This window comes from Rhodococcus sp. FG69, assembly GCF_057808915.1.
In genome coordinates this window covers 98,978-122,296 of the sequence record NZ_JBMDIX010000017.1, presented here as the reverse complement: position 1 = coordinate 122,296, position 23,319 = coordinate 98,978, and the positions used below count along the sequence as shown (strand labels likewise).

General features: G+C 62.9%; 24 protein-coding genes and 1 riboswitch. Of the genes, 15 read left to right on the top strand and 9 right to left on the bottom strand.

Annotated features, from left to right (window positions below):
- Positions 1-432: 432 nt before the first annotated feature.
- Positions 433-1,032, bottom strand: coding sequence for a dihydrofolate reductase family protein (locus ACODSO_RS15325; protein ID WP_489037592.1), 600 nt, complete (start codon positions 1,030-1,032; stop codon positions 433-435).
- A 648-nt stretch (positions 1,033-1,680) separates the two neighbouring features.
- A complete protein-coding gene (locus ACODSO_RS15320; protein WP_489037591.1) occupies positions 1,681-1,980 on the bottom strand; it encodes a GNAT family N-acetyltransferase in 300 nt (99 codons plus the stop codon).
- 134 nt (positions 1,981-2,114) lie between these two features.
- On the opposite strand from ACODSO_RS15320, the gene ACODSO_RS15315 reads away from it, so the two are divergent.
- Positions 2,115-2,885, top strand: a complete 771-nt coding sequence (locus tag ACODSO_RS15315) for a hypothetical protein (protein WP_489037590.1) — start codon at positions 2,115-2,117, stop codon at positions 2,883-2,885.
- Positions 2,886-3,079: 194 nt separating this feature from the next.
- Positions 3,080-3,445 carry a homoserine dehydrogenase gene (locus tag ACODSO_RS15310; RefSeq protein ID WP_231912695.1) on the top strand — a complete coding sequence of 122 codons (366 nt, stop codon included), beginning with the start codon at positions 3,080-3,082 and terminating at the stop codon, positions 3,443-3,445.
- A 5-nt stretch (positions 3,446-3,450) separates the two neighbouring features.
- Here ACODSO_RS15310 and ACODSO_RS15305 read toward each other — a convergent pair whose 3' ends face one another.
- On the bottom strand, positions 3,451-3,816 hold the full coding sequence (locus tag ACODSO_RS15305; RefSeq protein ID WP_489037588.1) for a helix-turn-helix domain-containing protein: 366 nt from the start codon (positions 3,814-3,816) through the stop codon (positions 3,451-3,453).
- A 53-nt stretch (positions 3,817-3,869) separates the two neighbouring features.
- On the opposite strand from ACODSO_RS15305, the gene ACODSO_RS15300 reads away from it, so the two are divergent.
- A complete protein-coding gene (locus tag ACODSO_RS15300) occupies positions 3,870-4,538 on the top strand; it encodes an FMN-dependent NADH-azoreductase (RefSeq protein WP_489037587.1) in 669 nt (222 codons plus the stop codon).
- Positions 4,539-4,548: 10 nt separating this feature from the next.
- Positions 4,549-5,802, top strand: coding sequence for an LCP family protein (locus tag ACODSO_RS15295; protein WP_489037586.1), 1,254 nt, complete (start codon positions 4,549-4,551; stop codon positions 5,800-5,802).
- Between the two features lie 19 nt (positions 5,803-5,821).
- On the opposite strand, the gene ACODSO_RS15290 is transcribed toward ACODSO_RS15295, so the two are convergent.
- From ACODSO_RS15290 to ACODSO_RS15275, 4 genes are all read right to left on the bottom strand, one after another.
- Positions 5,822-6,544, bottom strand: a complete 723-nt coding sequence (locus tag ACODSO_RS15290) for an ABC transporter ATP-binding protein (protein ID WP_068370285.1) — start codon at positions 6,542-6,544, stop codon at positions 5,822-5,824.
- Positions 6,541-7,389, bottom strand: coding sequence for an ABC transporter permease (locus ACODSO_RS15285; RefSeq protein WP_489037585.1), 849 nt, complete (start codon positions 7,387-7,389; stop codon positions 6,541-6,543). Before ACODSO_RS15285 ends, ACODSO_RS15290 begins: the two co-directional genes overlap by 4 nt.
- Entirely contained in the window at positions 7,367-8,371 is a 1,005-nt protein-coding gene (locus tag ACODSO_RS15280) for an ABC transporter substrate-binding protein (protein WP_489037584.1), read from the bottom strand. Before ACODSO_RS15280 ends, ACODSO_RS15285 begins: the two co-directional genes overlap by 23 nt.
- Positions 8,368-9,078, bottom strand: coding sequence for a TenA family protein (locus tag ACODSO_RS15275; protein ID WP_489037583.1), 711 nt, complete (start codon positions 9,076-9,078; stop codon positions 8,368-8,370). The genes ACODSO_RS15280 and ACODSO_RS15275 overlap by 4 nt, the downstream gene beginning before the upstream one ends.
- Positions 9,072-9,171, bottom strand: a riboswitch (TPP riboswitch). It overlaps the preceding gene by 7 nt.
- Before the next feature lie 99 nt (positions 9,172-9,270).
- On the opposite strand from ACODSO_RS15275, the gene ACODSO_RS15270 reads away from it, so the two are divergent.
- Complete coding sequence (locus ACODSO_RS15270) at positions 9,271-9,681, top strand: hypothetical protein (protein ID WP_489037582.1); 411 nt, start codon at positions 9,271-9,273, stop codon at positions 9,679-9,681.
- A gap of 5 nt (positions 9,682-9,686) precedes the next feature.
- Here ACODSO_RS15270 and ACODSO_RS15265 read toward each other — a convergent pair whose 3' ends face one another.
- A complete protein-coding gene (locus tag ACODSO_RS15265) occupies positions 9,687-10,340 on the bottom strand; it encodes a hypothetical protein (protein WP_489037581.1) in 654 nt (217 codons plus the stop codon).
- A 75-nt stretch (positions 10,341-10,415) separates the two neighbouring features.
- Between ACODSO_RS15265 and ACODSO_RS15260 the strand changes: the two genes are divergently transcribed.
- The 10 genes from ACODSO_RS15260 (at position 10,416) to ACODSO_RS15215 (ending at position 21,881) form a co-directional block, all read left to right on the top strand.
- Complete coding sequence (locus ACODSO_RS15260) at positions 10,416-11,957, top strand: carboxylesterase/lipase family protein (RefSeq protein ID WP_489037580.1); 1,542 nt, start codon at positions 10,416-10,418, stop codon at positions 11,955-11,957.
- Positions 11,958-12,013: 56 nt separating this feature from the next.
- Positions 12,014-13,531: an ATP-dependent DNA ligase gene (locus ACODSO_RS15255; protein ID WP_489037579.1), complete on the top strand. Its 1,518-nt coding sequence runs from the start codon at positions 12,014-12,016 to the stop codon at positions 13,529-13,531.
- A gap of 116 nt (positions 13,532-13,647) precedes the next feature.
- Positions 13,648-14,487, top strand: coding sequence for a nitrilase-related carbon-nitrogen hydrolase (locus tag ACODSO_RS15250; RefSeq protein ID WP_068370278.1), 840 nt, complete (start codon positions 13,648-13,650; stop codon positions 14,485-14,487).
- A gap of 21 nt (positions 14,488-14,508) precedes the next feature.
- A complete protein-coding gene (hydA, locus tag ACODSO_RS15245; protein WP_489037578.1) occupies positions 14,509-15,930 on the top strand; it encodes a dihydropyrimidinase in 1,422 nt (473 codons plus the stop codon).
- Between the two features lie 3 nt (positions 15,931-15,933).
- Entirely contained in the window at positions 15,934-16,965 is a 1,032-nt protein-coding gene (locus ACODSO_RS15240; protein WP_489037577.1) for a TIGR03842 family LLM class F420-dependent oxidoreductase, read from the top strand.
- Positions 16,962-17,888, top strand: a complete 927-nt coding sequence (locus tag ACODSO_RS15235; RefSeq protein ID WP_489037576.1) for an ABC transporter permease — start codon at positions 16,962-16,964, stop codon at positions 17,886-17,888. Before ACODSO_RS15240 ends, ACODSO_RS15235 begins: the two co-directional genes overlap by 4 nt.
- Before the next feature lie 2 nt (positions 17,889-17,890).
- A complete protein-coding gene (locus ACODSO_RS15230) occupies positions 17,891-18,661 on the top strand; it encodes an ABC transporter ATP-binding protein (RefSeq protein ID WP_489037575.1) in 771 nt (256 codons plus the stop codon).
- The gene (locus ACODSO_RS15225) at positions 18,658-19,434 is read left to right on the top strand and encodes an ABC transporter permease (RefSeq protein WP_489037574.1); all 777 of its coding nucleotides are present in this window, start codon (positions 18,658-18,660) and stop codon (positions 19,432-19,434) included. Before ACODSO_RS15230 ends, ACODSO_RS15225 begins: the two co-directional genes overlap by 4 nt.
- A complete protein-coding gene (locus ACODSO_RS15220) occupies positions 19,431-20,573 on the top strand; it encodes an ABC transporter substrate-binding protein (protein WP_489037573.1) in 1,143 nt (380 codons plus the stop codon). Before ACODSO_RS15225 ends, ACODSO_RS15220 begins: the two co-directional genes overlap by 4 nt.
- Positions 20,574-21,881, top strand: a complete 1,308-nt coding sequence (locus tag ACODSO_RS15215) for an aspartate aminotransferase family protein (protein WP_489037572.1) — start codon at positions 20,574-20,576, stop codon at positions 21,879-21,881.
- Between the two features lie 47 nt (positions 21,882-21,928).
- Here the strand turns inward: ACODSO_RS15215 and ACODSO_RS15210 are convergent, their stop codons facing one another.
- Positions 21,929-23,290 (bottom strand): FAD-binding oxidoreductase, encoded by a 1,362-nt coding sequence (locus ACODSO_RS15210; protein WP_489037571.1) that lies wholly within the window; start codon positions 23,288-23,290, stop codon positions 21,929-21,931.
- Positions 23,291-23,319 lie beyond the last annotated feature (29 nt).

Sequence of the window (23,319 nt, the reverse complement as noted above, 5' to 3'; positions counted from 1 at the left end):
TGCACTCGACAGGGTGTGGGAGAGTAGGACACCGCCGAACACAACTTCACAATCCAGAACACCCCCGACCACACCGTGGCCGGGGGTGTTCTGCATTCCCCACCACCTTCTGCACCCAGCAGAGCTGGCACCCGAACTACCGACCTGACACCCCCCAGTACCGAGCCAGCACCCCCGCTCACGTCCTAGACCCGGTGCCAGCTCAGCACAAACAGTGCCAACTCCCACACCCCCAGACGCTCCCCGAAACACGAGCACCCACACCGAAAATCCACCCCCCGAATGTGCACCCACCACACACACAACAGGGGAGTAAACCGCACCCAACCCCAACGCCTCATTCCAGCAGTGCACGGACGTCCTCGACCGTCAATCCGCCGGAAAACGAGCTGCCTTCGTCCATCACGCTGAAGGGCTTGGAGGGCGCAGTTGCTACGCCGCTGAGATCGGTTGACGGCGGACCTGATAGCGCAGGTGGAGCACGCTGTTGCCTTGCAGCACTACGTCGGGATCTTCCAACACGTGCTGCGCGTGCACCGACCCGAAGTAGCGCTTGCCGGACCCGAAGACGACGGGTGCGACGTCCATGCGCACTTCGTCGATCAGGCCCGCGGCAAACACCTGGCCACCGACGTCGCCAGCAGCAACCTCGACCAGCCGGTCACCCGCAAGTTCTTGCGCCTTGGTCACGGCCGCCTCGACGCCGTCGACGAAGTGGAACGGGGCCTCGGGGTCCCAGCCGTCGGGCTTCGGCCGGTGCGTCACGACGACCACGTGGTCGACCCCGCCCGGAGGCTTCCCGTCCCAGCCGTCGGTCATATCGAAGACGTGGCGGCCGACGATTGTCGCTCCGATCTCGTTCCAGTACGGCCGGGTGTAGTCGTAGGACGTCTGCGATACCTTCAACGCGCCGCTCTCGTCCAACGGCACGTCACCGCTGAGCAGCCAATCGAACAGGGGTCCGGGCTGGTCGTTCACGTCCGCGATGAAGCCGTCTACCGACACCGAGCTGTACATGACAAGTCTGCCCATCAGGTGCTCCTCTGGTTTGGGACGCCTCCAAACTAGCGGGCCGTGATGCTCCGCAGGACGGGAACCCCATACCCAGCCGAGCTAGCACCTCTGTTGACGAGCTGGCACCCGCGCTAGCCTCCGAGCAGAGGTCCAAGCTCGGCAACAACGGTGCCAGCTCCGCAGGTCCGCTCCTGACGCCGAGCGGGCTACAAATGGCTTGATCCTGCTGTACGGCAGAATTATTCGTGGTGCATCACCGGTTCGGTGGTAGTCAGAATTAATCGGTGGCGCTATCGGTCTGCCGTGCTGCATGATGGTGTCCGTAACGACACGGACCTGGATGGAAACGGGGTGGGACCTTGGTGAATATTCTGAATACGACTGCGGGTCAACTCTTTTCGCGAACAGGCGTAGTCGTTCGATTTCTGCGATAGCGATGTCTATTCCGCTGTCTGTATTCGTCTGTGGCAGCGCGTCTTCCGCGCGCCCATTTCAGTCGCGCGCAAGGGGCCTTGCTCCGCGCGCAATTCGAGGAGCTCGATATGTATCTGTACGAAAATGTGATCCGGAATCACGAATTGATGGTCGCCAAGTCGTTGGAAAGATACGACCGGCGCACGGGAAAGGACGCCGAGCGCGTTCATGTCTACCCTCTGTTCGCCAGAGCTAGGCGGACGGTTCGGCGGAAGTAAGCAGACTCCCGTACTCGACGGTGTTCGTTTCGATGAATTCCCGGACGAACCAGCACGATGGAACGACCGTCATGCCACTGGTTCGAGTGTCGTCGAGGGCGTACTCGGTCAGTACCGCGGCGAGCCCTCTGCCGCGGTACTGCGGGAACGTCACGGTGTGAAAGAAGGTCCGCTGCTCCTTGGTCTCGAAGTACTCCGAGATTGCGGCGACCTGCTCGCTCACGTACAGAACGAACCGATGCCGCGCCGCGTCGTGCGCTGTCCGAATCTCCACGCACCGATTGTGCACTGTTCCTGTGAACGGGGTCGGACCACTAGGCTGAGGTCAAAGATCGGAGTCGTGCGCGTGCTACCCGTCGTAGGCACGTCTCCTCAGGTCTACGGGTAGGCAATATCTGAGGAAGCGCTGTGGAAGACGTATCGGAGCAAGGCATAAGGGCATTCATCAAAGCGGTCGTCATGCACGGAGGTCGCGCCGAGAGGCTCACCACGTCGCGGCGTAACCCGGTTCAAGTGTGGGGCGTCGACGGATCGAGCTGTGTCGTCCGCGTCAGGTCCAAGGCAGCGGGAGATTGGAAAGCCCGTCGCCAGGATGAATCGCTGGCCAGCGACGACACAGGCTCGTTGTACTGGGTGTTCGTGGATCTCGGTAAGAGTGAGCCCGATTTCTTCATGGTGTCCTCGGAGGAGATGGCCGCGGACATCAAGGGGGAAGTCGACCTCTGGGTTCAGGAATCGCCACTGCGCACGCGGACAGGTCACCATGCAATCGCAGTAGGCCGAGTGCAGCACGGTCACAACAAGTGGGCAGCCCTCGGTTTGAACGCCGACGCCGATCCTGAACTGGCCGAAGAAGCGCGATCGGCGTCATCGCATCGGATCGGCAAGGTAGTCCGCCGGGCAGGTACCAAACGTGTCGCAGCGGTAGAGGAAGTAGTCGATCTTCGTCTGCGCGTCGTTGCCGACTTCGACGGTTATCGGCTCAGCGCCCGATTCGATCCGACCAGCACGCGACTGGAGATCGTGCAGGGTCCGATGGAAGGTCGTCGATTCGAGGATCCGACGGAGGCTGCGAGCGCTGTGGCCACTCACATCAGCGGCGATGTCGAGGTCTTGGACGGTTGGGATTTCTGGGAACTCGATACGCCGGAACGCCAGCCCCTCCGCTCGCTCCGGTAGGTCACAACTGGACTGGTCGCCATGTTGTGACCAGTCATAGCAATCTCCAAAACAGCGGATCGATCCGGTTTTCGTCTCTATCGTGGGTGAAGTTCCAAATTTCACACTCGAATCGTCGACACCCCTCACCGTGCGAACGCCCTGGTAGGCAGTCGTTGCACAGCTACGTCGTCGGTTCGATCCGATCAAGTTCGATGGCGATGGCGAGTGGCGTTGTCGACCAGGGAGAGGCCAGCTTCGTGGAGCATTCCTTCCGTTCTCCATCGCTGCACGCATCGCGCTTCGTGATTCTGGTAGCGCAGTTCGTCGACCGACGAATATCAGCCGAACACTTCTCCGCCCAGTTTCGTGCCCTGGAACGCTCCGATTCGGGCTACCTCGATCGTGACGTCTCGACGATCGTGCGCAAGCTGTCCGTCGACGTCGGCGCCTATCGAGGGGATGTGAATCTGCTCGGTGTCGACTTCATCGACGGCGAGCAGTTGTGGCGAGCTTCCGGTGAAGCCTTCCGAGATCTGTTGACGCTACAGTCCGAGCTGCTTGGCCGCGAAGCAGGCTAGAGCCCTCAGGGCTGGAACCGTTCGCGATGTCTGACGAGATCCTCGAGGCGAAATCGGCGGTGGGTGCCGCGCATCTCGATCGTCAGTTGGCCTGAGTCGGCCAGCCGACGCACGTAGGTGTCGGACACACCAAGAATCTCAGCCGCCTGCGATGTCGTGAGGAGCTCATCGACCGGACCGATCGTCACCGCGGTCCCACTGGCGAGCTGACGCAGCAGCTCGATGACCGCCTTACGGGCGGGTTCATCGATGTCGAGTTCGACGCCGTCGATTGCCAGCGTCGGAACGCGGTCATCGAGGTTCGCAATGATCGAGGTGACTTTCCTGGCGTCGTGATGTGGCAGCGCCGAGGCGATGTACCGGTGGTCCATGTCGCCGACCCTACTGGGCATACTCTGAGACAGCCCCAGTAGAAGGAGAACCTGTGCCGCAGCTGTTGCATCTCGATTCGTCCGCCGATCTCGACAGTTCGGTCAGCCGAGCCGTCACCGGGCAGTTCTCGGACGTGTGGCACGCGATAGGACCCGACCACTCGGTGATCTATCGAGACCTTCATCGCGATGCACCGCCTCATCTCCCCACGTCGGCCTTGCATTGGGCCCCTCATCTCCGCACTGCGAACGAGGTCGCATCCCCAGCTGCCGAAGCGTTGCAGAAGGAGCTCATCGACGAGTTGGTCTCGGCCGACGTCGTTCTGATCGGCGCGCCGATGTACAACTGGTCGATTCCGTCGACACTCAAGGCATGGATCGACTACATCCACGTACCGGGAATCACGGTTCCGTTCGACGGGCCGACTCGTCCACTCGAGGGCAAGCCGGTCGTCGTTGTGTCCTCCCGCGGCAACCAGTACGGACCAGGGACGCCGGACTTCGGCGCCGACCACACCGTTGCCCAGTTGAAGCAGGTGCTCGGCACTGCACTCGGTATGGATGTGCATGTCGTGACGGTCGATCTGACCCTGGCGACCCGTGTTCCTGCATTGGCGCCGCTGGCTCCACAGGCGGAGGCGAGCCTGACCGATGCCCGCAAGAGCGTGACGGAACTCGCTACTCGCCTGGGTGGCGCCCCTGCGTCCCAGCAGCTCGGCTGAGGTCTGATCGGTGCATGCGGAGGACCGGTTCAGCGCCGGACGGCATCGATCGACTTCAGGCCGACACCGATCCTCTCCGCGCCAGGGGCAGAGCTCGCGTACGCCGTGGCTCGTTCATGCTGGGCGAACCGTCGTCGGGCTGGCTGCGGTGTCGGCGCTTCTGGTCAGTGGTGTCGGGTGGGCGGTCTACCGGGAGGCGACGACGGGACTGACGACGTCCGACGCACTTGTTGATCTACCGAACAACGAACCGTCGCAGAACGGCGCCGATACGAACATCTTGCTTATCGGGCTCGACAGTCGAAAAGACATGGACGGCAACGATCTTCCTGCCGAGTTCGTCACCGATACGTTGCATGCGGGAGACAGTGATGTCGGCGGGTACAACACCAACACGCTGCTGTTGCTGCACCTTCCCGCAGACGGTGGCCGCGCGAAGGCGATTTCGATTCCGCGCGACGATTACGTCGACGTACCGGGCTACGGAATGCGGAAGATCAAGGAGGCGTACGGACTCGCCAAAGCGGACGCCGACTCCGAACTCGTCGACGAAGGCGTGACCGACCAGGCCACGCGGGAGCGTCGCGCGCGCGAGGCAGGTCGACGTTCCACCTTGACCGCTGTGCAGCAGCTGCTCCGAGTACCGATCGATCACTTCGCGGAGGTCAACCTGCTCGGTTTCTACGATGTGGCGAATGCAGTCGGGCCGATTCAGGTGTGCTTGCAAGAGGCCGTCGACGACGATTATTCGGGCGCGCAGTTCACCGCAGGCATACAGACGATCGACGCTTCACAGGCACTGTCGTTCGTGCGACAACGTCACGGGTTGGCAAACGGAGACTTGGATCGGACGAGGCGACAACAGGCGTTCGTCGCAGGGGTGATGTCGAAGCTGAAGGAATCCGGCATCCTCGGCAACCTCGGAGAGCTTCGTGCTCTGGTGGCGGGTACCAAGCAAGACGTCGTCGTCGACAGTGGGCTCGACCCAGTATCCCTTATCTCCGGCGCTGGAAGCGTCGTGGACGGGAACATCGACTTCTACACGCTCCCAGTGGAGGGGTACGAGACTGTGAACGGGCAGGACGTCAACATCGTCGACGTCGACCGGCTCCGCACCGACACCGCAGTCATCCTCGACCCGCCGGCGGACCCGATGCAGCCCAACGAGACTCAAAGCGCCGACGCCGACCCGGCTCCTCGCTCCGATGGGGACTCGGCGCCGGCCGGCATCTACGTCGACGGCGGGGTTCCCTGCGTCGCCTAGTTTTCGTGTACGGCGGACATCAATGCGAGGTGTTGATCAGTACATCCATCAGCTCGGCTTCGACGGCAGCGAACTCCGGTGTGGTGACGATCAGAGGATCACGTGGCCGCGGTAGCGGAACCACAACTTGGCGTCGAACGCGTGCAGGTTTGTCCGACAACACGATCACTCGATCGGACAGGTACACGGCCTCACGGATATCGTGGGTGATCATGAGTGCTGTCCACCCGTACTCGAGCCACATGTCCTGAAGCCAGCGCTGCATGCTGGTGCGCGTCAAAGAATCGAGTGCACCGAAGGGTTCGTCGAGAAGCAGTAGGTCGTGGCCTTGCACGACAGTGCGGAGCATTGCCGCGCGCTGGCGCATGCCGCCGGACATCTCCGAGGGCCGTGCCTTCTCGTACCCGTCCAGCCCGAAGGTAGGAAACAGTGCGAGCGCCATTTCCCTGGCCTTCTTCTTCGGTACGCCCCGAACTTCCAGACCCAGAGTCGTGTTGTCCAGCACCGTTCGCCACGGAAACAGCAGGTCCTTCTGTGGCATGTACGCGCTCTCCGGTGCATCGACGACGCCCGAGTCCGGGGTGTCCAGGCCGGCGAGCATGTTGAAGATCGTGCTCTTACCCGAACCGCTCGGTCCGATCACCGACACGAATTCGCCGGCTTCGACATCGAAGTTCACGCCGGCGAGTACGTCGCGCCCGCCGAAGGACTTGGTGAGATCCGATACGTGCACTCGGCTCATCGCGGTCGTTCTTCCGGAGTTCGAGTTTCCAGAGCCCACGGTGCGACCATGCGCTCGACGGCGTAGGTCAGCAGAAACAACGTGACGCTGATCACCGCGGTCACGAGCACCGCGGCCAGCACGAGATCGGTTCGAAACGAGTTCTTCTGCTGGCTCATGTAGATGCCGAGTCCGGCACTTGCGCCTGCGTATTCGGCAAATATCGCGCCGACGACCGCGTAGGTGACCCCGATGCGGAGCGAAGTGAAGAACCGAGGCATTGCCGACGGAAGTCGGACGTAGCGAAATTGCTGCCAGCGGCTTGCTCCCATGCTCGCCAGCAGGGAACGGGCATCGCGATCGGCTGCGGCGAATCCTTCGATGAGCCCGATGGCCATCGGAAAGAACGTCGCCAGCGCGATCACGAGAATCTTTGGCAGTAGTCCGAAGCCGAACCAGATGATCAGCAGCGGAGCAATGGCGATGATCGGCAGCGTCTGCGACACCACGAACAGAGGAACTACGGCCCGTCGCAGCCACGGAGAGAAGTCGACTGCGACGGCGAGAATCCACGCCACGAGCAATGACACTGCGAATCCGACGATCGTGACCTGCACCGTTGCTGCGGCGTTCTCGGCAATGGCCTCTCGATGCGCCCAACCCTGACTGACGATGCGCGACGGCGACGGCAGTACTTGTGGCCTGATGCCGCTGACCGTGACGTAGACCTGCCATGCAACGACGAGTACGAGAACAATCGTCGCGGACGGGAAGGCGAATCGGATGGCGGCACCGAGACGACGGTCGTGCTGGCCGGCTGGTTCGGCCAGACCGACCGCCGTGCTACTGACCGCTGAGGTACTCATCGGTGAAGTAGGTGGACCAATCGGGCTCGGTGTCGAGCGCATTTCCACCTTCGTCGACGAGAACACCGTTCTCGTACAGGAATTTCGAGTATTCGGTCCACTTGTCGAGATTCTGACCGCCGACGGTGCCCGCTGCGTCCTTCATGTACTTCTCGGCGAGCATCTGCTGGCTCTCGAACACCAATGACTCGTCGGTGAACGTGCCAGGGTTGGCATCGATGATGTCCTGAGCGGCGCGCTCCGGTTCGTCGGCAGCGAACTGGTACCCGCGCTGCAACGCCTGGACGAACTTCTTTCCCTCCTCAGGGTTGTCGGCAAGCCAGTTCTCGTTCCCGCTGATCGTGATTGCGTACGCGTCGGGGAAGCCGTAGTCCGTGCTCTCGAAGTACTTCATCGGCGTCCCGCTGTGTTCGGCTTCGAGGCCTTCCCATGCGAGGTACGACACGGTGAAGTCTGCAGTGCCCGAGTACACGGCCTCGTAGGCAGAGGTGCCGAGCACCACGGTCTCGTATTCGCCGGTACCACCGTCGTTCTGGATGATCTGCCGTAGGCCGGCTTGTTCACCGGTATCGCCGAACCCGGCGTACACCTTGCCGTCCAGTGCCTTCGGGCTGGGAATGTCGTCGCGGTCGGCGCGTACGCCGATCGCGGTCGCCCAGTGTTGCAGCGGCGCGAGCACCGAGATAATCTGCGCACCTGCGGCTTTCGCGAACGTCGTAGAGCTTTGAGTGCTGATGCCGAACTCCGCATTGCCCGAGTCCACGAGTGTGTCCGGTGAGGTGTTGTTGTAGGGAAGCACCTCGACGTCGAGTCCGGCGTCGGCGAAGTAGCCCTCTTGAAGAGCGACATACAGCCCGGTGTGATTGGTGTTCGGCGTCCAGTCCAGAGCGAACCGGATGGTGTCCGAATCGTTCGTTTGTGCGCAGGATGACAAAGCGACGATCGACACCGCTGCGACGGACAAAGCGAATAGTCTTCTCACAGCGACACCGGCCACGGCGTCGGATGCAATGCGGTGTCCCAGAACATCAGCTCGTATCGAGTGGCAGAGACGAAGGACCGGATCATCGACTCGCGCTCGGCCTCGGTCGCGAGCGCCGCTGCCTCGTCGACGAGTCTGCGCGCGCCGTCGACGACAGTGCGGAACTCTTCGGAGTCATAGGTCGAAACCCAACGCGCATAGGGATGTTCGGGGTCCGCCAGCAGTACTTCCCTGGCGGCGCCTGACAGTCGGACGGCGACGTCGGCGTAGATCCAGAAACACGGCAGAACTGCCGCTGCCGCAACCGAGTACGGCTCCGTCGCTGCCGTGGCAATCAGGTACGAGACGTATCCCAAGCATGCCGAGGAGTGTTCGGCGGGTGAGCCAGGGCTGGGCAGTACTTCGCTCGACAGTAGCGAGTGGTGCAGTGTCGCTTCCTCGACGGCGCCGGCCGCCGAGGTGGCCCAGAACGCCGCGGTTGTCGCATCGGGCGCTTTCGAGGCGAGGATCGACAATGCCTTGGCGTATCCGGCCAGGTAGAGCTCGTCCTGCTCGATATAGGTACGGAACGCGTCGAGCGGCAAGGAGCCGTCGCCGAGCAACCGCAGAAATTTCAAGTCGTCGATTGCAGCGCGTAAATCGGCCGCTGCTTCCCACAATCGATCCGTATGGCGGACAGAGTCCACCGAGTGCATAGGCGTAGTCATCGCCTCGACATCCCTTCGTCAGCATTACCTGCATCAGGTTCGACGGGTGTGATCTCAGCATCCGCATGTGCGGACGCACCCCGTGTCAGAACATCGCCGACCATACATCATGGCGCGTGGCGACTCGGGCGCGCACAGACGCGTAGACGAATTTGCCCGCGTGCGGGGCCGAGTCGGACGTAGGCTACGCCGATGAGCACAGTCCGCACGTGTACCAGAGCCGCAGCGGCCGTCGGAGTAACAGCTGGGATCATCCTGGCCGGTAGTGGTATCGCGAACGCCGACGAGTGGCCCCCGATCCCGGACTATCCGAGCCCCAGCGTGCCCTTCGAAACCAAGAACTTCTTGACGCCCACCGATCCGGCCTACTGGAATCCGTTGCTCGCCGAGAACCGGTTGACCTCGCCGTACGGCACCGATACGAGGATCGTGTGTACCGCGTTTCACGGTGTACTCACCGGATGCTGGCAGGCGGACCAACAGGGCAACCCGCACAAGCTCGTCGCGTTGCCGTTCGATTTCCCGAACGTCACCGGATCGTCGATGCCCGGTGGCGGCCCGCAGCACTTCGTGTATCCGGGGTTCATTCCGGGGATTGGCTGAGCGTTCTACTTCAGTTCGAACGCCGAGTCCGACACGGTGAATCCGTGACCTACCTGGTCCGAGCAGCTGACGCCGGTCTTTTCCTCGACCCGGCACATCACCCCGTTCGAGCTGCCAGAGCCCGGAATCGACAGCGTCTCGCCGTACGGCAGTGCGCGTGCCGTGCCGTCGAACCTGTGGAAGCGGGGATCGCCCGAGCTGAGAAATCGGGCGGGCGACCCGGCGGTCAGCTCGATGGTGTTCGGAGCGACCCGTGAATCAGGAGCGCCGCTGCCCTCGACGAGGGGAGCGGTCGACGGAAATTCTCCGTGGCAGCCGACAATCGACGTGTCGGTGACGAACGCCGCACACTCGAATTTCCCACTGGGAGTAGTGAAGTAGTAGAAACCGCTGTTGCCTTCGAATCGCGAGGCGTCGGCGGTGGGCGGAGCTGTGGTGCTCGTGCTGGAAGGCCGCGACGAACTGCTGCTCGGGGAACTGCTGCTGGGCGTCGGAGTGGTGGTCGGTGACGGGGTGGTGGTGCGGACAACGGACGGTGGATCGGTGTCGACGGTCGCGAGTGGCGCGGTCGCAGTGCCGTCGACGTCGGAGCTGCAGCCGACGAGAAGTACCGCCCACAGGACACACGCTGAGCCGCCGTATGCCCGCAGTCGGTTCATCCCGCCAGCATAAACAACGAAGCCGCTCATCTGGAGTTGGTACGTTGGCGTTCGTCGAGCAATCAAGGAGGTGCCATGAGTGACGCGACATGCCGAGTGCATACGCCCTACGGGGAGGTGGTTGGCTATCTGGACGGCACCGTGTACGCGTGGAAGGGCATCCCGTACGCGGCGGCACCCGACGGCGATCATCGATTCCGATCTCCACGCCCGGTCGAGCCGTGGTCGGAGCCGTTGGATTGCCACAAGTTCAGCGCGGTCGCTCCGCAAGGACTCGACAATCCTGTCCCGATGGACCCCGACATTCCGATGTCGGAGGACTGCCTGTCGGTGAACGTGTGGGCGCCCGAGCCCGACGGAACTCCGCGGCCGGTCATGGTCTGGATCCACGGCGGCGCGTACTCGCTCGGGTCTGCAGCGCAGAGCGTCTACGACGGGCGCAACCTGGCCGAAGCCGGCGAGCTGGTCGTCGTGACCGTCAACTATCGAATCGGGGCCTTCGGCTTTCTCGATCTGTCGTCGTTCTCGACGGACGACACCGTCTTCGAGTCGAATCTCGGTCTTCGCGACATGATCGCCGCGCTGGAATGGGTCCAGCGGTGTGTCGAGTCGTTCGGCGGTGACTCCTCCAACGTGACGGTGTTCGGCGAATCCTCAGGCGGTGCGTCGGTGACGACGCTGATGACGTCGCCGAAAGCCGAGGGACTCTTCCACCGCGCCATCGTGCAGAGCGCCCCGGCAACGTCGGTGTACGGGCCCGAACGCGCAGCGCAGGTGGCATCGCGATTCCTGGAACTGCTCGACATCACACCGGACCGAGTGCACGAACTGAAGTCCATCGACTTCATGCGTGTCGTCGAGGCGGGCGACACGCTGTGTTACGAAGTTCCGACGAAGGTGCCGGGGACGTTGGGCATCGCCCCCGTCGTCGACGGCGACATAGTCCCGCGTTACCCGGTCGCGGCGTTCCAGAAGGGCTTTGCGCACCGCATCCCGATGATCATCGGAACCAACCACGACGAGGCGTCGATATTTCGCCTGATGAAGTCGCCGCTGATGCCCGTCACCTCGGACACCGTCTCCGAAATGTTCAGGGCGATCGCCAACGACCACGCGGAACTGCCGGCCTTCCGTGTCGCCGAAATCATGTCTGCCTATCCGGATCGATCCAAAACTGCTGGTGCACTGGCCATGTCACGGGACGCCGGTTTCAAGATGCCGAGCCTGTGGATCGCCGACGCACACAGCAAACACTCGCAGGTCTGGATGTATCGGTTCGATCATGCGACACCCATGCTGAAGGCGGCTCGGATCGGAGCCGGCCACGCAACCGAATTGCCGTACGTCTTCGGCAATTTCGGTACCCTGAACCGGGATCCGACGTTCTGGCTCGGTGGCCGCAAGGCAGCGATGGCAGTCTCGGCCAGGGTGATGAAACGGTGGGTAGCGTTCGCCCGTCACGGTGTTCCCGCAACTCTCGACGGCGGCAAGCACTGGCCTCTGTACGTCGAACCGAGGCGTGCGACGTTGGTGATCGACGGCCAGGATACCGTCGTCGACGATCCGGACGGCGAAATGCGGGCCGCGTGGGGAGACCGGGTGCTCGGCTTCAGCTGACGGCAGGGTTCGACTACACAGGGTTGAAGCCAGACGGTTCCGGCTACCTTTCTACTGTGCTGTTCACTCGAATCATCGATACCTCTGTTGCCGTGAGCGCCACGCGGTCCCGAAAGGCCAAGATCGATGCACTGCAGACGTTGCTCGCGGAACTCGACACCACGGACATCGACACCGTCGTGTCGTGGTTGTCGGGGGAGTTGCCGCAGGGGCGCATAGGTGTCGGGTGGCGGACCCTCGCCGATATCGACGTTGCGCCTGCCCCCGTCGGCACGCTGACGATCGCCGAGGTGGACGGTGCGATCTCCGCTGTCGCTACGACCTCCGGATCCGGATCGGCTGCGCGGCGGCGTGAACTGCTCGTCGAGCTGCTTGCGGCAGCAACGGCGGACGAGCGCCGGTTCCTCGTCAGGTTGCTGACCGGTGAGCTTCGGCAGGGAGCGCTGGAGGGAATCATGACCGACGCCATCGCCAAGGCCGCCGGTCTCGAGCTCGCGCTGGTACGACGAGCGTTCATGTTGTCCGGAACGCTGTCGGCGACGGCGACCGCGGCGCTGACCGGGGGAGCAGAGGCCCTGTCGCAGTTCGGTCTCGAGGTCGGCCGACCGTTCCGACCGATGCTGGCGTCTCCGGCGGAGACGCTGGAGGCGGCGTGGACCGAACTGGATGGGGACGTCAGTGTCGAGTACAAGCTCGATGGTGCCCGAATTCAGGTTCATCGGAGTGGCGAAGACGTGCACGTCTACACCCGCACCCTGCGTGAGATCACCGATGGCGTGCCCGAGCTGGTGGAGTTGATCCGCGGGCTGCCGTGTACGTCCGTCGTGCTCGACGGTGAGACCCTCGCGCTGACCGACAGTGGACGACCGAGGCCCTTCCAGGAAACGATGAGTCGGTTCGGGGCCCAGAGCACCCACGAACTGCTGCTGAGCCCCTACTTCTTCGACTGCATCCACCTCGACGGCGTCGACCTGTTGGACGAACCGCTTCGGACGCGTCTCGACGCACTCGAACGCGTTGCGCCCGGTCATCGCATTCCTGCCCTCCTCCGTCCCGACGCCGCAGCCGCGGCCGCACATTTCGACGATGCCCTCGGTGCCGGACACGAGGGTGTGATGATCAAGTCCTTGTCGTCGAGCTACGCGGCAGGCCGTCGCGGACGCACCTGGCAGAAGGTCAAACCCGAGCACACCCTCGATCTCGTCGTCCTGGCAGCAGAATGGGGCTACGGCAGGCGCACCGGTTGGCTGTCGAATCTTCATCTCGGTGCTCGTGATCCGGACGGCGGAACGCCGATCATGGTCGGCAAGACCTTCAAGGGTCTGACCGATGCCCTGCTGCAGTGGCAGACCGATGAGTTCCCGCAGCACGAGCGTTCACGCGACGAACACACCGTGTATCTGAATCCGGATCTGGTCGTCGAGATCGAACTCGACGGCGCTCAGGTCAGCAGCCGATACCCAGGTGGTGTAGCGCTGAGATTCGCACGCGTACTGCGATATCGGCCCGACAAGACCGCCGCCGAAGCGGACACGATCGACGCGGTCAGGTCGCTGCTGCTCCCCTCGACCTGAGTCGTTACTCGGTCGAAACTTCGCTACGTCATGTTGTAACACGATTGACCGCACGCTCACCCCGTGCATCACTTATGTTGAGGAGGCAAGCGACGCGAGGGACGGAGTGACACAGCATGTCAACAGTTCGAGCGGCCCTGGTCCAGACCAACTGGACCGGTGACAAAGAGACCATGATCAAGGCGCACGAGGATTATGCCCGAAGTGCAGCCGAGCAGGGCGCGAAGGTCGTCTGCTTCCAGGAACTGTTCTACGGTCCGTACTTCTGTCAATTGCAGGACTCCAAGTTCTACGAGTACGCCGAGTCGGTGCCTGGGCCGACCGTCGATCGTTTCGCAGCCTTGGCCAAGGAACTCGGCATCGTCATGATTCTGCCGGTGTACGAGCAGGAACAGCCGGGCGTTCTGTACAACACCGCGGCCGTCGTCGACGCCGACGGCACCTTCCTGGGGAAATACCGCAAGCACCACATTCCGCACGTGAACGGCTTCTGGGAGAAGTTCTACTTCCGTCCGGGCAATCTGGGCTGGCCGGTGTTCGATACCGCGGTCGGCCGAATCGGGGTCTACATCTGCTACGACCGTCACTTCCCCGAGGGTTGGCGCGCCCTCGGTCTGGCGGGAGCCGAAATAGTCTTCAACCCCTCGGCAACCTCACGGGGCTTGTCCAATTATCTGTGGAAGCTCGAGCAGCCCGCCTCTGCGGTGGCCAACGAGTACTACATCGGCGCGATCAACCGCGTCGGGATCGAGGCCGACTACGGCGACGACGACTTCTACGGCACCAGCTACTTCGTCGATCCCGAGGGGAAGTTCGTCGGCGACGTTGCCTCCGACACCGAACCCGAGGTGATCGTCCGCGACCTCGATATGGATCTGATCAAGGTCGTTCGAGATCGTTGGGCGTTCTACCGCGACCGCAGACCGGACGCCTACGCGCCTTTGGTGAAGCCCTGATGATGCGGCGGGAGTCCTGACATGGGTACCACTTTCGTTCACGGCGGCACCGTCGTATCACCCACGGGCGCACAACTACTCGACGTTCTGATCGACGGCGACACCATCGTCGCCGTGCTGCAACCGGGATCGACCGCTCTGGCCGCAGACCTGACGCTCTCAGCGGACACGGTGATCGACGCGACGGGAAAGTACGTTCTCCCGGGTGGCGTAGACGGCCACACGCACATGGAGATGCCGTTCGGTGGCACATTCGCATCCGATACGTTCGAAACCGGAACGCGAGCGGCGGCGTGGGGCGGGACCACCACGATCGTCGACTTCGCCATTCAGACTCCGGGGCAACGAGTTCAGGACACCCTGGCCCAGTGGCACGCGAAAGCTGCGGGGCAGTGCGCCATCGACTACGGGTTCCACCAGATCATCGGTGAGGTCGACAGTGACTCGCTCAAAGCCATGAGTGAGTTGGTCTCCGAAGGCGTGACCAGCTTCAAGTTGTTCATGGCGTATCCGGGGGTGTTCTACTCCGACGACGGAAAGATACTGCGCGCCATGCAGACTGCGGCAGAGACCGGCGCGCTGCTGATGATGCACGCCGAGAACGGCATCGCCATCGACGTCCTCGTCGCCCAATCGGTAGCGAGAGGGGACACCGCGCCGTACTACCATGGCACCTCGCGTCCCTGGCAGCTCGAAGAAGAAGCCACTCACCGGGCGATCATGCTTGCGAATGTCACCGGCGCGCCACTCTACGTCGTGCACGTCTCTGCGAAACAGGCCCTCGAACAGATCGCGCACGCACGAGGCAACGGGCAGAACGTCTTTGCCGAAACGTGCCCTCAGTACCTGTATCTCTCGCTCGAAGAGCAGCTCGGGGCACCGGGATTCGAGGGAGCCAAATGGGTCTGCTCGACGCCACTTCGGTCACGGGCCGAAGGCCATCAGGACGAACTCTGGCGTTATCTTCGCACCGGCGACGTCGCCACCGTCAGCACCGACCACTGCCCGTTCTGCATGAAGGACCAGAAGGAAATGGGCATCGGTGATTTCTCGAAGATCCCCAACGGAATCGGATCCGTCGAACACCGCATGGATCTGATGTTCCAAGGCGTCAAGACGGGCAAGATCACGCTCGAGAAGTGGGTCGAGGTGTGCTGCACGACGCCTGCGCGCATGTTCGGGATGTACCCGAAGAAGGGCATCGTCTCTCCCGGCGCCGACGGCGACCTCGTGATCTACGACCCGAACGGTCACACCAGCATCGGACTCGGAAAGGCGCACCACATGAACATGGACTACTCCGCCTACGAGGGGTTCGAGATCGACGGACACGTCGACACAGTCATCTCACGGGGGCACGTGATCGTCGACGACGGTGCGTACGTCGGGGCTGCAGGCCACGGCCGATTCGTCAAACGCTCCCTGTCACAGAATCTCGTGTGACACATGGATATCGGAGTCGTGCTGCAATGCAACCCGCCCGCATCGCGCGTTGTCGATCTTGCGAGACGAGCCGAAACGCACGGATTCTCGCACGTATGGACCTTCGACTCGCACCTGCTGTGGGAGGAACCGTACGTCATCTACAGTCTCATCCTCGCCGAGACCAGACGTGTGACGGTCGGACCGATGGTGACCAATCCGTCCACCCGGGACTGGACGGTGACGGCGTCGGTATTCGCAACTCTGAACGAGATGTTCGGCAACCGCACTATCTGTGGGATCGGCCGAGGGGACTCGGCAGTTCGCACCCTCGGCGGCAAACCGGCATCGCTCGCCACCTTGCGAGAGTCCATTCACGTCATCCGTGAACTTGCCAACGGTCGGTCGGCGACACTCGGCGACACGACAGTCCAGTTTCCGTGGGCCGGCGCGTCGACACTCGAGATCTGGGTTGCCGCATACGGACCGAAAGCTCTCGATCTCACCGGTGAGGTCGCCGACGGTTACATTCTGCAGCTCGCCGACCCGGACATCGCGTCGTGGACGATCGGTCGAGTCCGGGCAGCCGCGGAAGCCGTCGGGCGGGATCCGTCGTCGATCAAGTTCTGCGTTGCGGCGCCCGCCTACGTCACCGACGGCAGCGCGGCGGCCTTGGCGCACGCGCGTGATCAGTGTCGCTGGTTCGGTGGCATGGTCGGCAACCACGTTGCCGACCTTGTCGCTCGCTACGGTCACCACAGTGGCGGCATCCCCTCCGCGCTGACGGACTACATCGATGCCCGCAGCGGGTACGACTACAACGAACATGGCAAGTCCGGCAATTCGCACGCCGAGTTCGTGCCCGACGAGGTGATCGATCGATTCTGTCTGCTCGGCAGCCCGGCCGAACACCTGTCGAAACTGAAGGACTTGGAGAAGCTCGGAGTCGACCAGTTCGCGGTCTACCTCCAGCACGATGCCAAGTCGTCGACGCTCGAATCCTATGGTGAGCACATCATTCCGTTCGTCGACGAACAGGTGACGGCGACCTCGTGACCGGGATCGACGTTGCGGCGGTGGTGATTCCGCCGCGGAGTCGTGCGCAGGGTCTTCGGAGGCCGACGACGGCCGTCGCCGCGATCGTGTTGATCCTGCTGGTCTGGGAGCTCGTCAAGGTCACCGTCCCGACGAACGGCGTGTCGGTCCACAACGTCCGAATTCTGCCTCGCACCGACGACGGGGCTCTGCCGCACGTCTGGGCGGTGGTGGGTGTCTTGACCGATCCCGAGGTGAACGTCGCGGGTGCCCGTTCGGTGGGTGCGGCGATTCTGGCGAGCGGAGCGTTCACGTTCGGGTTGGCGGTTACCGGATTCCTCCTGGGGACCGCAGTCGGACTGGTACTCGCCGTCGTGATGCAGAGGTTCGTCTGGGCCGAGCGCGCCCTTCTGCCGTACATCATCATCTCTCAGACGGTTCCGCTGATCGCGTTGGCACCGTTGGTGGCGGGATGGGGCGGCAAGATCGCGGTCGCCGGATACGCGTGGCAACCGTGGATGAGCATCACCGTCATCGCATCGTATCTCGCCTTCTTCCCGGTGGCAGTGGGTATGTTGCGGGGGCTCCGTTCGCCGACTCCGGCCGCACTCGAACTGATGCACTGTTACGGCGCTGGGTGGTGGTCGACCCTGACGAGGGTTGGATTTCCCGCGTCGATTCCGCACCTGATACCAGCGCTGCGCCTTGCGGCCGCGGCATCGGTGATCGGCGCCGTCGTCGCCGAAATCTCCACGGGGACAACCGGCGGTATCGGACGTCAGATCATGGTCTTCTCACAACAGGCCACCGGTGACTCGTCGCGGTTGTATGCGGCAGTTCTAGGTGCGGCGATTCTCGGAATGATCGTGACCGGACTGGTCGGGTTGCTCGAATACTCGTTGGGCCGGTACGCGGGCCGCTATCCCCGAGCGCGTGGCGACTAGCGATGGCAGTGGATGCGGTCGTCGTGAACGACGTGGGAAAGGTGTTCGATTCAGCGGGCGTGACTGCTCTGCACGGCATCGACCTGACGGTGTCCGCGGGAGAATTCGTCTCTCTCATCGGGCCGTCGGGATGCGGCAAGTCGACGCTGTTGCGAATCGTCGCCGATCTCGAACAACCGTCGTCGGGAAGCGTGTCGGTGTTCGGCAAGACGCCCAGGCAGGCTCGGCTCGACCAGGACTACGGAATCGCATTTCAGCAAGCGGGCCTGCTGGATTGGCGGACTGTTCGAGCCAACGTCGAATTGCCGTTGGAGCTACACAAGGTGCCGAGGCCACAACGAAGGCAACGGTCGGACGAGTTGTTGGGGTTGGTCGGTTTGACCGAGTTCGCAGACCGATTTCCCACCGAACTGTCGGGTGGAATGCAGCAGCGCGCCGCGATCGCTCGGTCGCTCGCGCGGACTCCGCAGTTGCTACTGATGGACGAGCCGTTCGGCGCGCTCGACGAGATGACGCGCGAGCGAATGCAGGACGACGTGCTGCGTATTGCCGAGGAAACTTCTGCTGCAGTTGTTTTCGTGACCCACTCGATTCCCGAAGCCGTCTATCTGTCGGATCGGGTCGTGGTGATGTCAGCGCGGCCCGGCCGAATCCTGGGCGTACTCGCGATGGACAAGACCTCGACATCCGGGGGAGATCCGCGAGAAAGCCAGGCGTTCTACGCATCGGTCACCTCGGTGCGCGAAGTGCTGCACAGCAGGTCGACGACATGAGGGTATGGCTACCGCCCGTTGTGTTCGGCGTGCTGATGGTGGTGGTGTGGCAACTTGTCACCGATATCGGCGGGTTGCCGTCGTTCCTTCTTCCGTCGCCATCGGCCATTGCCGAACAGTTCCACGCCAACCTGGGAAATATCACGACTGCATCGATCGCCACCGGCAAGAACGCCCTGATCGGGCTGATCATGGGATCGATACTCGGTCTGGTGTCGGCGGCTGTTGCCGTGCGGCTACGGGTAGTCGATGAATTGTTGTCGCCGATTGCGGCTGCTGCAGCCGCAATTCCCATCGTCGCGCTCGCGCCGGTGTTCAACTCGATGTTCTCCGCAACCACCGACTTCCCTCGACGACTCGTCGTGACGATCGTCGTGTTCTTTCCGGTATTCGTCAGTGCTGCCAAAGGACTACGCCAAGTAGCTCCTGTCCACTTGGACTTCATGCGCTCGTGTGCGGCGACGAACTGGGAGATCACTCGGCACGTACGGTTCCCGATGGCATTGCCGCTCGTGTTCACCGGGTTGCGGGTGGCGGCTCCCAATGCTGTCATTGCTGCCATCATCACCGAGTACTTCGGCGGACTCCAGAACGGACTGGGGTCGCGGATCACGTCGGCGGCGTCGAATACCGCGTATCCCAGAGCGTGGGCGTACGTGGTCGGCGCGATCGTCGTCGGTTTGTTGTTCTTCCTTCTCGTACTGCTACTCGAACGACTCGTTGCCCGGCGACCCGCACGTGCAGTGCGGGCGGACTACAGGAGAACCTCGTGATCGCATCTTTTCGTCGACGTACCCGAGCAGTCGCTGCGGCAGTCATGGTGGTGGCGTCGCTGGCGACAGGGTGCAGCACGACCACCGACACTTCGACCGATGCCGAGGGAAATGCAACGGTCAAACTGCAGTTGCAGTGGTTCAAGCAGGGCCAGTTCGCCGGCTATCTTGCGGCGCTCGATCAGGGTTTCTACGCGGACCAGGGCCTGAACGTCGAAATCCTCGACGGCGGAACCGACATCGTCCCGCAGACCGTGCTCGCGCAAGGGCAGGCCGACTACGCGATTGCATGGGTTCCGAAAGCGCTGGCGTCGAGGGAAGCGGGCGCCGGCATCACCGACGTCGCGCAGATCTTTCAGCGATCTGGGACGTTGCAGGCGTCGTTCGCCACGGAGAACATCACCGGCGCTGCCGATCTGCGCGGCAAGACCGTCGGGAACTGGGGTTACGGCAACGAGTTCGAACTGTTCGCGGGGATGACCGAGGCCGGTCTGAATCCGTCGAGCGACGTGACGTTGGTGCAGCAGCAGTTCGACATGAACGGTTTGCTTTCCGGCGACATCGCGGCAGCGCAGGCAATGTCGTACAACGAGTACGCGCAGCTGCTGGAAACGGTGAATCCTGCTACGGGACAGCTCTACACGGCCGCAGACTTCACCACCATCGACTGGAACGACGAAGGCGTCGCCATGTTGCAGGATGCAATCTGGGCGAACACAGAGAAGTTGTCCGACGAAGCGTATCGGGAGCAGACGGTCAAGTTCATTGCCGCCTCGCTGCAGGGATGGGCATTCTGCCGGGACAACGTCGAGCAGTGCCGGGACATCACCGTCGCAGCCGGGTCGACGCTCGGTGCAAGCCATCAGCTGTGGCAGGTCAACGAGGTCAACAAGCTGATCTGGCCGTCGCCTGCCGGCATCGGAACCATCGACGAGGCGTCGTGGAACCGAACCGTCGAGATCGCCAAGTCGACGAAGAACGCCGAGGGGTCGACGGTGCTCACGGCGGACCCCGATGCCGAGGCATACAGCAACGAGTACGTGTCGGAAGCGCTCGATCTGTTGAATGCGGACGGCGTGGACGTGACCGGGGAGTCGTACGCTCCCATACAGGTGACGTTGGAGGAAGGCGGAAAGTAGATGGATCATGTTTTCTATTCCTGGGCGGCGCAGGCCGAGCTGAATCCGGTCACGATCGACGGCGCATCAGGATCGTGGTTCTGGGACGACAAAGGAAACAGGTATCTCGACTTCTCCTCCCAACTCGTCAATGTGAATCTGGGACATCAACATCCGGATCTGGTAGCGGCGATCGTCGAGCAGGCACAGATCCTGACGACCATCTCGCCGACGGTTGCCAACGCGAAACGCAGTGAGCTCGCAGCTCTCGTCGCCGAGCGGGCACCGGGAGATCTGAATCGCGTGTTCTTCACGACCGGTGGTGCAGAAGCGGTCGAGCATGCCGTTCGTTTGGCTCGCCAGCACACCGGTCGAACCAAGATGCTCGCGGCCTATCGCTCGTACCACGGCGGAACCGGGGTGGCGATCGGACTGACCGGTGAACCACGCCGGTGGGGCACCGAACCGACCAACGTCGACGTCGTCCGGTTCTTCGGGCCATACCCGTACCGGTCGCCGTGGGGGACGACGACGCCCGAGGACGAGACGGCGGCTGCGCTCGCGCATCTACAGCAGGTCATCGAATTGGAAGGCGCGCAGAACATCGCGGGCCTGATTCTCGAATCCGTTGTCGGCACCAACGGAGTTCTCGTTCCTCCGCCCGGCTATCTCGCAGGTGTGCGCGAGCTGTGTGACCGATACGGGATCGTGTACATCGCAGACGAGGTCATGGTCGGGTTCGGTCGTGTCGGTGAGTGGTTCGCATGCCAGGCGTGGGACGTCGCCCCGGATCTGATCACGTTCGCCAAGGGCATCAACTCGGGGTATGTACCGCTCGGAGGTGTCGTCATCTCGGAGCGAATTGCCTCGAAGTTCGACCACAGGCCGTATCCGGGCGGGCTGACGTATTCGGGGCATCCGCTGGCCTGCGCGGTCGGGGTGGCGTCGATCGAGGTATTCGAGCGTGACGGGATACTCCAGCACGTTCGATCGATGGGGGAGGACGTGCTCGGCGGCGGCCTGGCCAAGCTTGCCGAGTCGCACCGCAGCGTCGGCGAGGTCAGGGGTAAGGGTTTCTTCTGGGCCATCGAGCTGGTCAAGGATCAGCAGTCGAGGGAGCCGCTCGTACCGTTCGCGGCGTCGGGCGCGGATGCCGCGCCGATGGCAGAGGTAACGGCCGCGGCCAAGTCGCGAGGTCTGTGGCCGTTCATGGCGGGCAACAGAATCCAGGTGGCTCCGCCGCTCACGACCACCGAGGACGAGATCAGGCAGGGTCTGGAAATCCTCGACGAGGTTCTGGCGGTCGCGGACGAGTGCGCTGCGCGCTAGTGGCGCGAATAAGTGCACGTGAACATACTTAACCGCGCCGCTGGGCGCTACAGAACTGCACCTGGGTTGAGGATGCCGTCGGGGTCGAGCGCGGTCTTGATGCGCTGCGTCAGCTTCATCACGTCCTCACCCACCTGATCCGGTAACCACGCCTTCTTCAGTCGCCCGACGCCGTGTTCCCCGGTGATGGTGCCACCCAGCGATATTGCCAGGTCCATGATCGCGCCGAAGGCGATATTGGCTCGTCTTTCCATGTCCGCGTCGGCCGGGTCGAAGACGATCAGAGGATGGGTGTTGCCGTCACCTGCGTGTGCGATCACCGCGACGAGGACCTCGTACTTTTCCGAGATTCGCTCGATTCCCTCGACCAGGTCCGGTAGCGCAGGTAGGGGAACTCCCACGTCCTCGAGCAGAAGGCTTCCCAGCCGTTCCACCGCGGGGATCGCGAATCGCCGAGCCGCAGCGAAGGCTTCGCCTTCATCAGCGTCGTCGGTGGTGAACACGTCGGACGCGCCGGCATCGGTACACGCTGCTGCCATGATCTCGATCTCGCGCTGACGATCCACTCCGGCCGAGTCCGATCGCGCAATGAGCATCGCAGCCGCGTCTCGGTCCAAGCCCATCTTCATCGCATCTTCGACGGCACCGATCGACGCACGGTCCATGAACTCGAGCATCGACGGTCGAAGGTTGCGGGTGATGGCCAGGATGGCGGCGGTGGCGTCACGTACGGAGCCGAACGAGGCGACGACAGTGCTGGCGGGTGGCTGGGTCGGAATCAGGCGGACGGTGATCTCGGTGATGATGCCGAGCGTTCCTTCGCTGCCGACGAACAACTTGGTCAACGACAGTCCCGCAACATCTTTCAGTCGTGGGCCGCCTAGCCTGACAGCAGTTCCGTCGGCGAGAACCACTTCGAGGCCGAGCACGTAATCGGTTGTCACGCCGTACTTCACGCAACACAGTCCGCCCGCGTTGGTGGCCGCGTTTCCGCCGATCGAACACATCTCGAAGGACGACGGATCCGGCGGGTACCACAGGCCGTGCTCGGCGGCGGCCTTCTTCACCTCGGCGTTGAGCAATCCTGGCTGGGCGACGGCGATGCGGGTGACCGGATCGACGGCGATCTCGCGCATCAGCTCGGTGCTCAACACGATGCCGCCGTCGACAGCTGTTGCGCCACCGGACAATCCGGATCCAGCGCCGCGTGGTACCACCGAAACGTGATACTTCGTGGCCCATCGCATCACGGCTTGCACATCGGCTGTACAGGTGGCGCGGACGACCGCCAACGGTGTACCCGCATTGGGATCCTTCGCCCAGTCCCGCCGATACCCCTCGGTGACGTCGGGGTCGGTGAGGATCGTGCCGGCCGGTAGGGCTCGTTCCAATTCGGTCAGGTCGGTCATCGTGTGCTCTCCATCTCGATCAGCAGTGC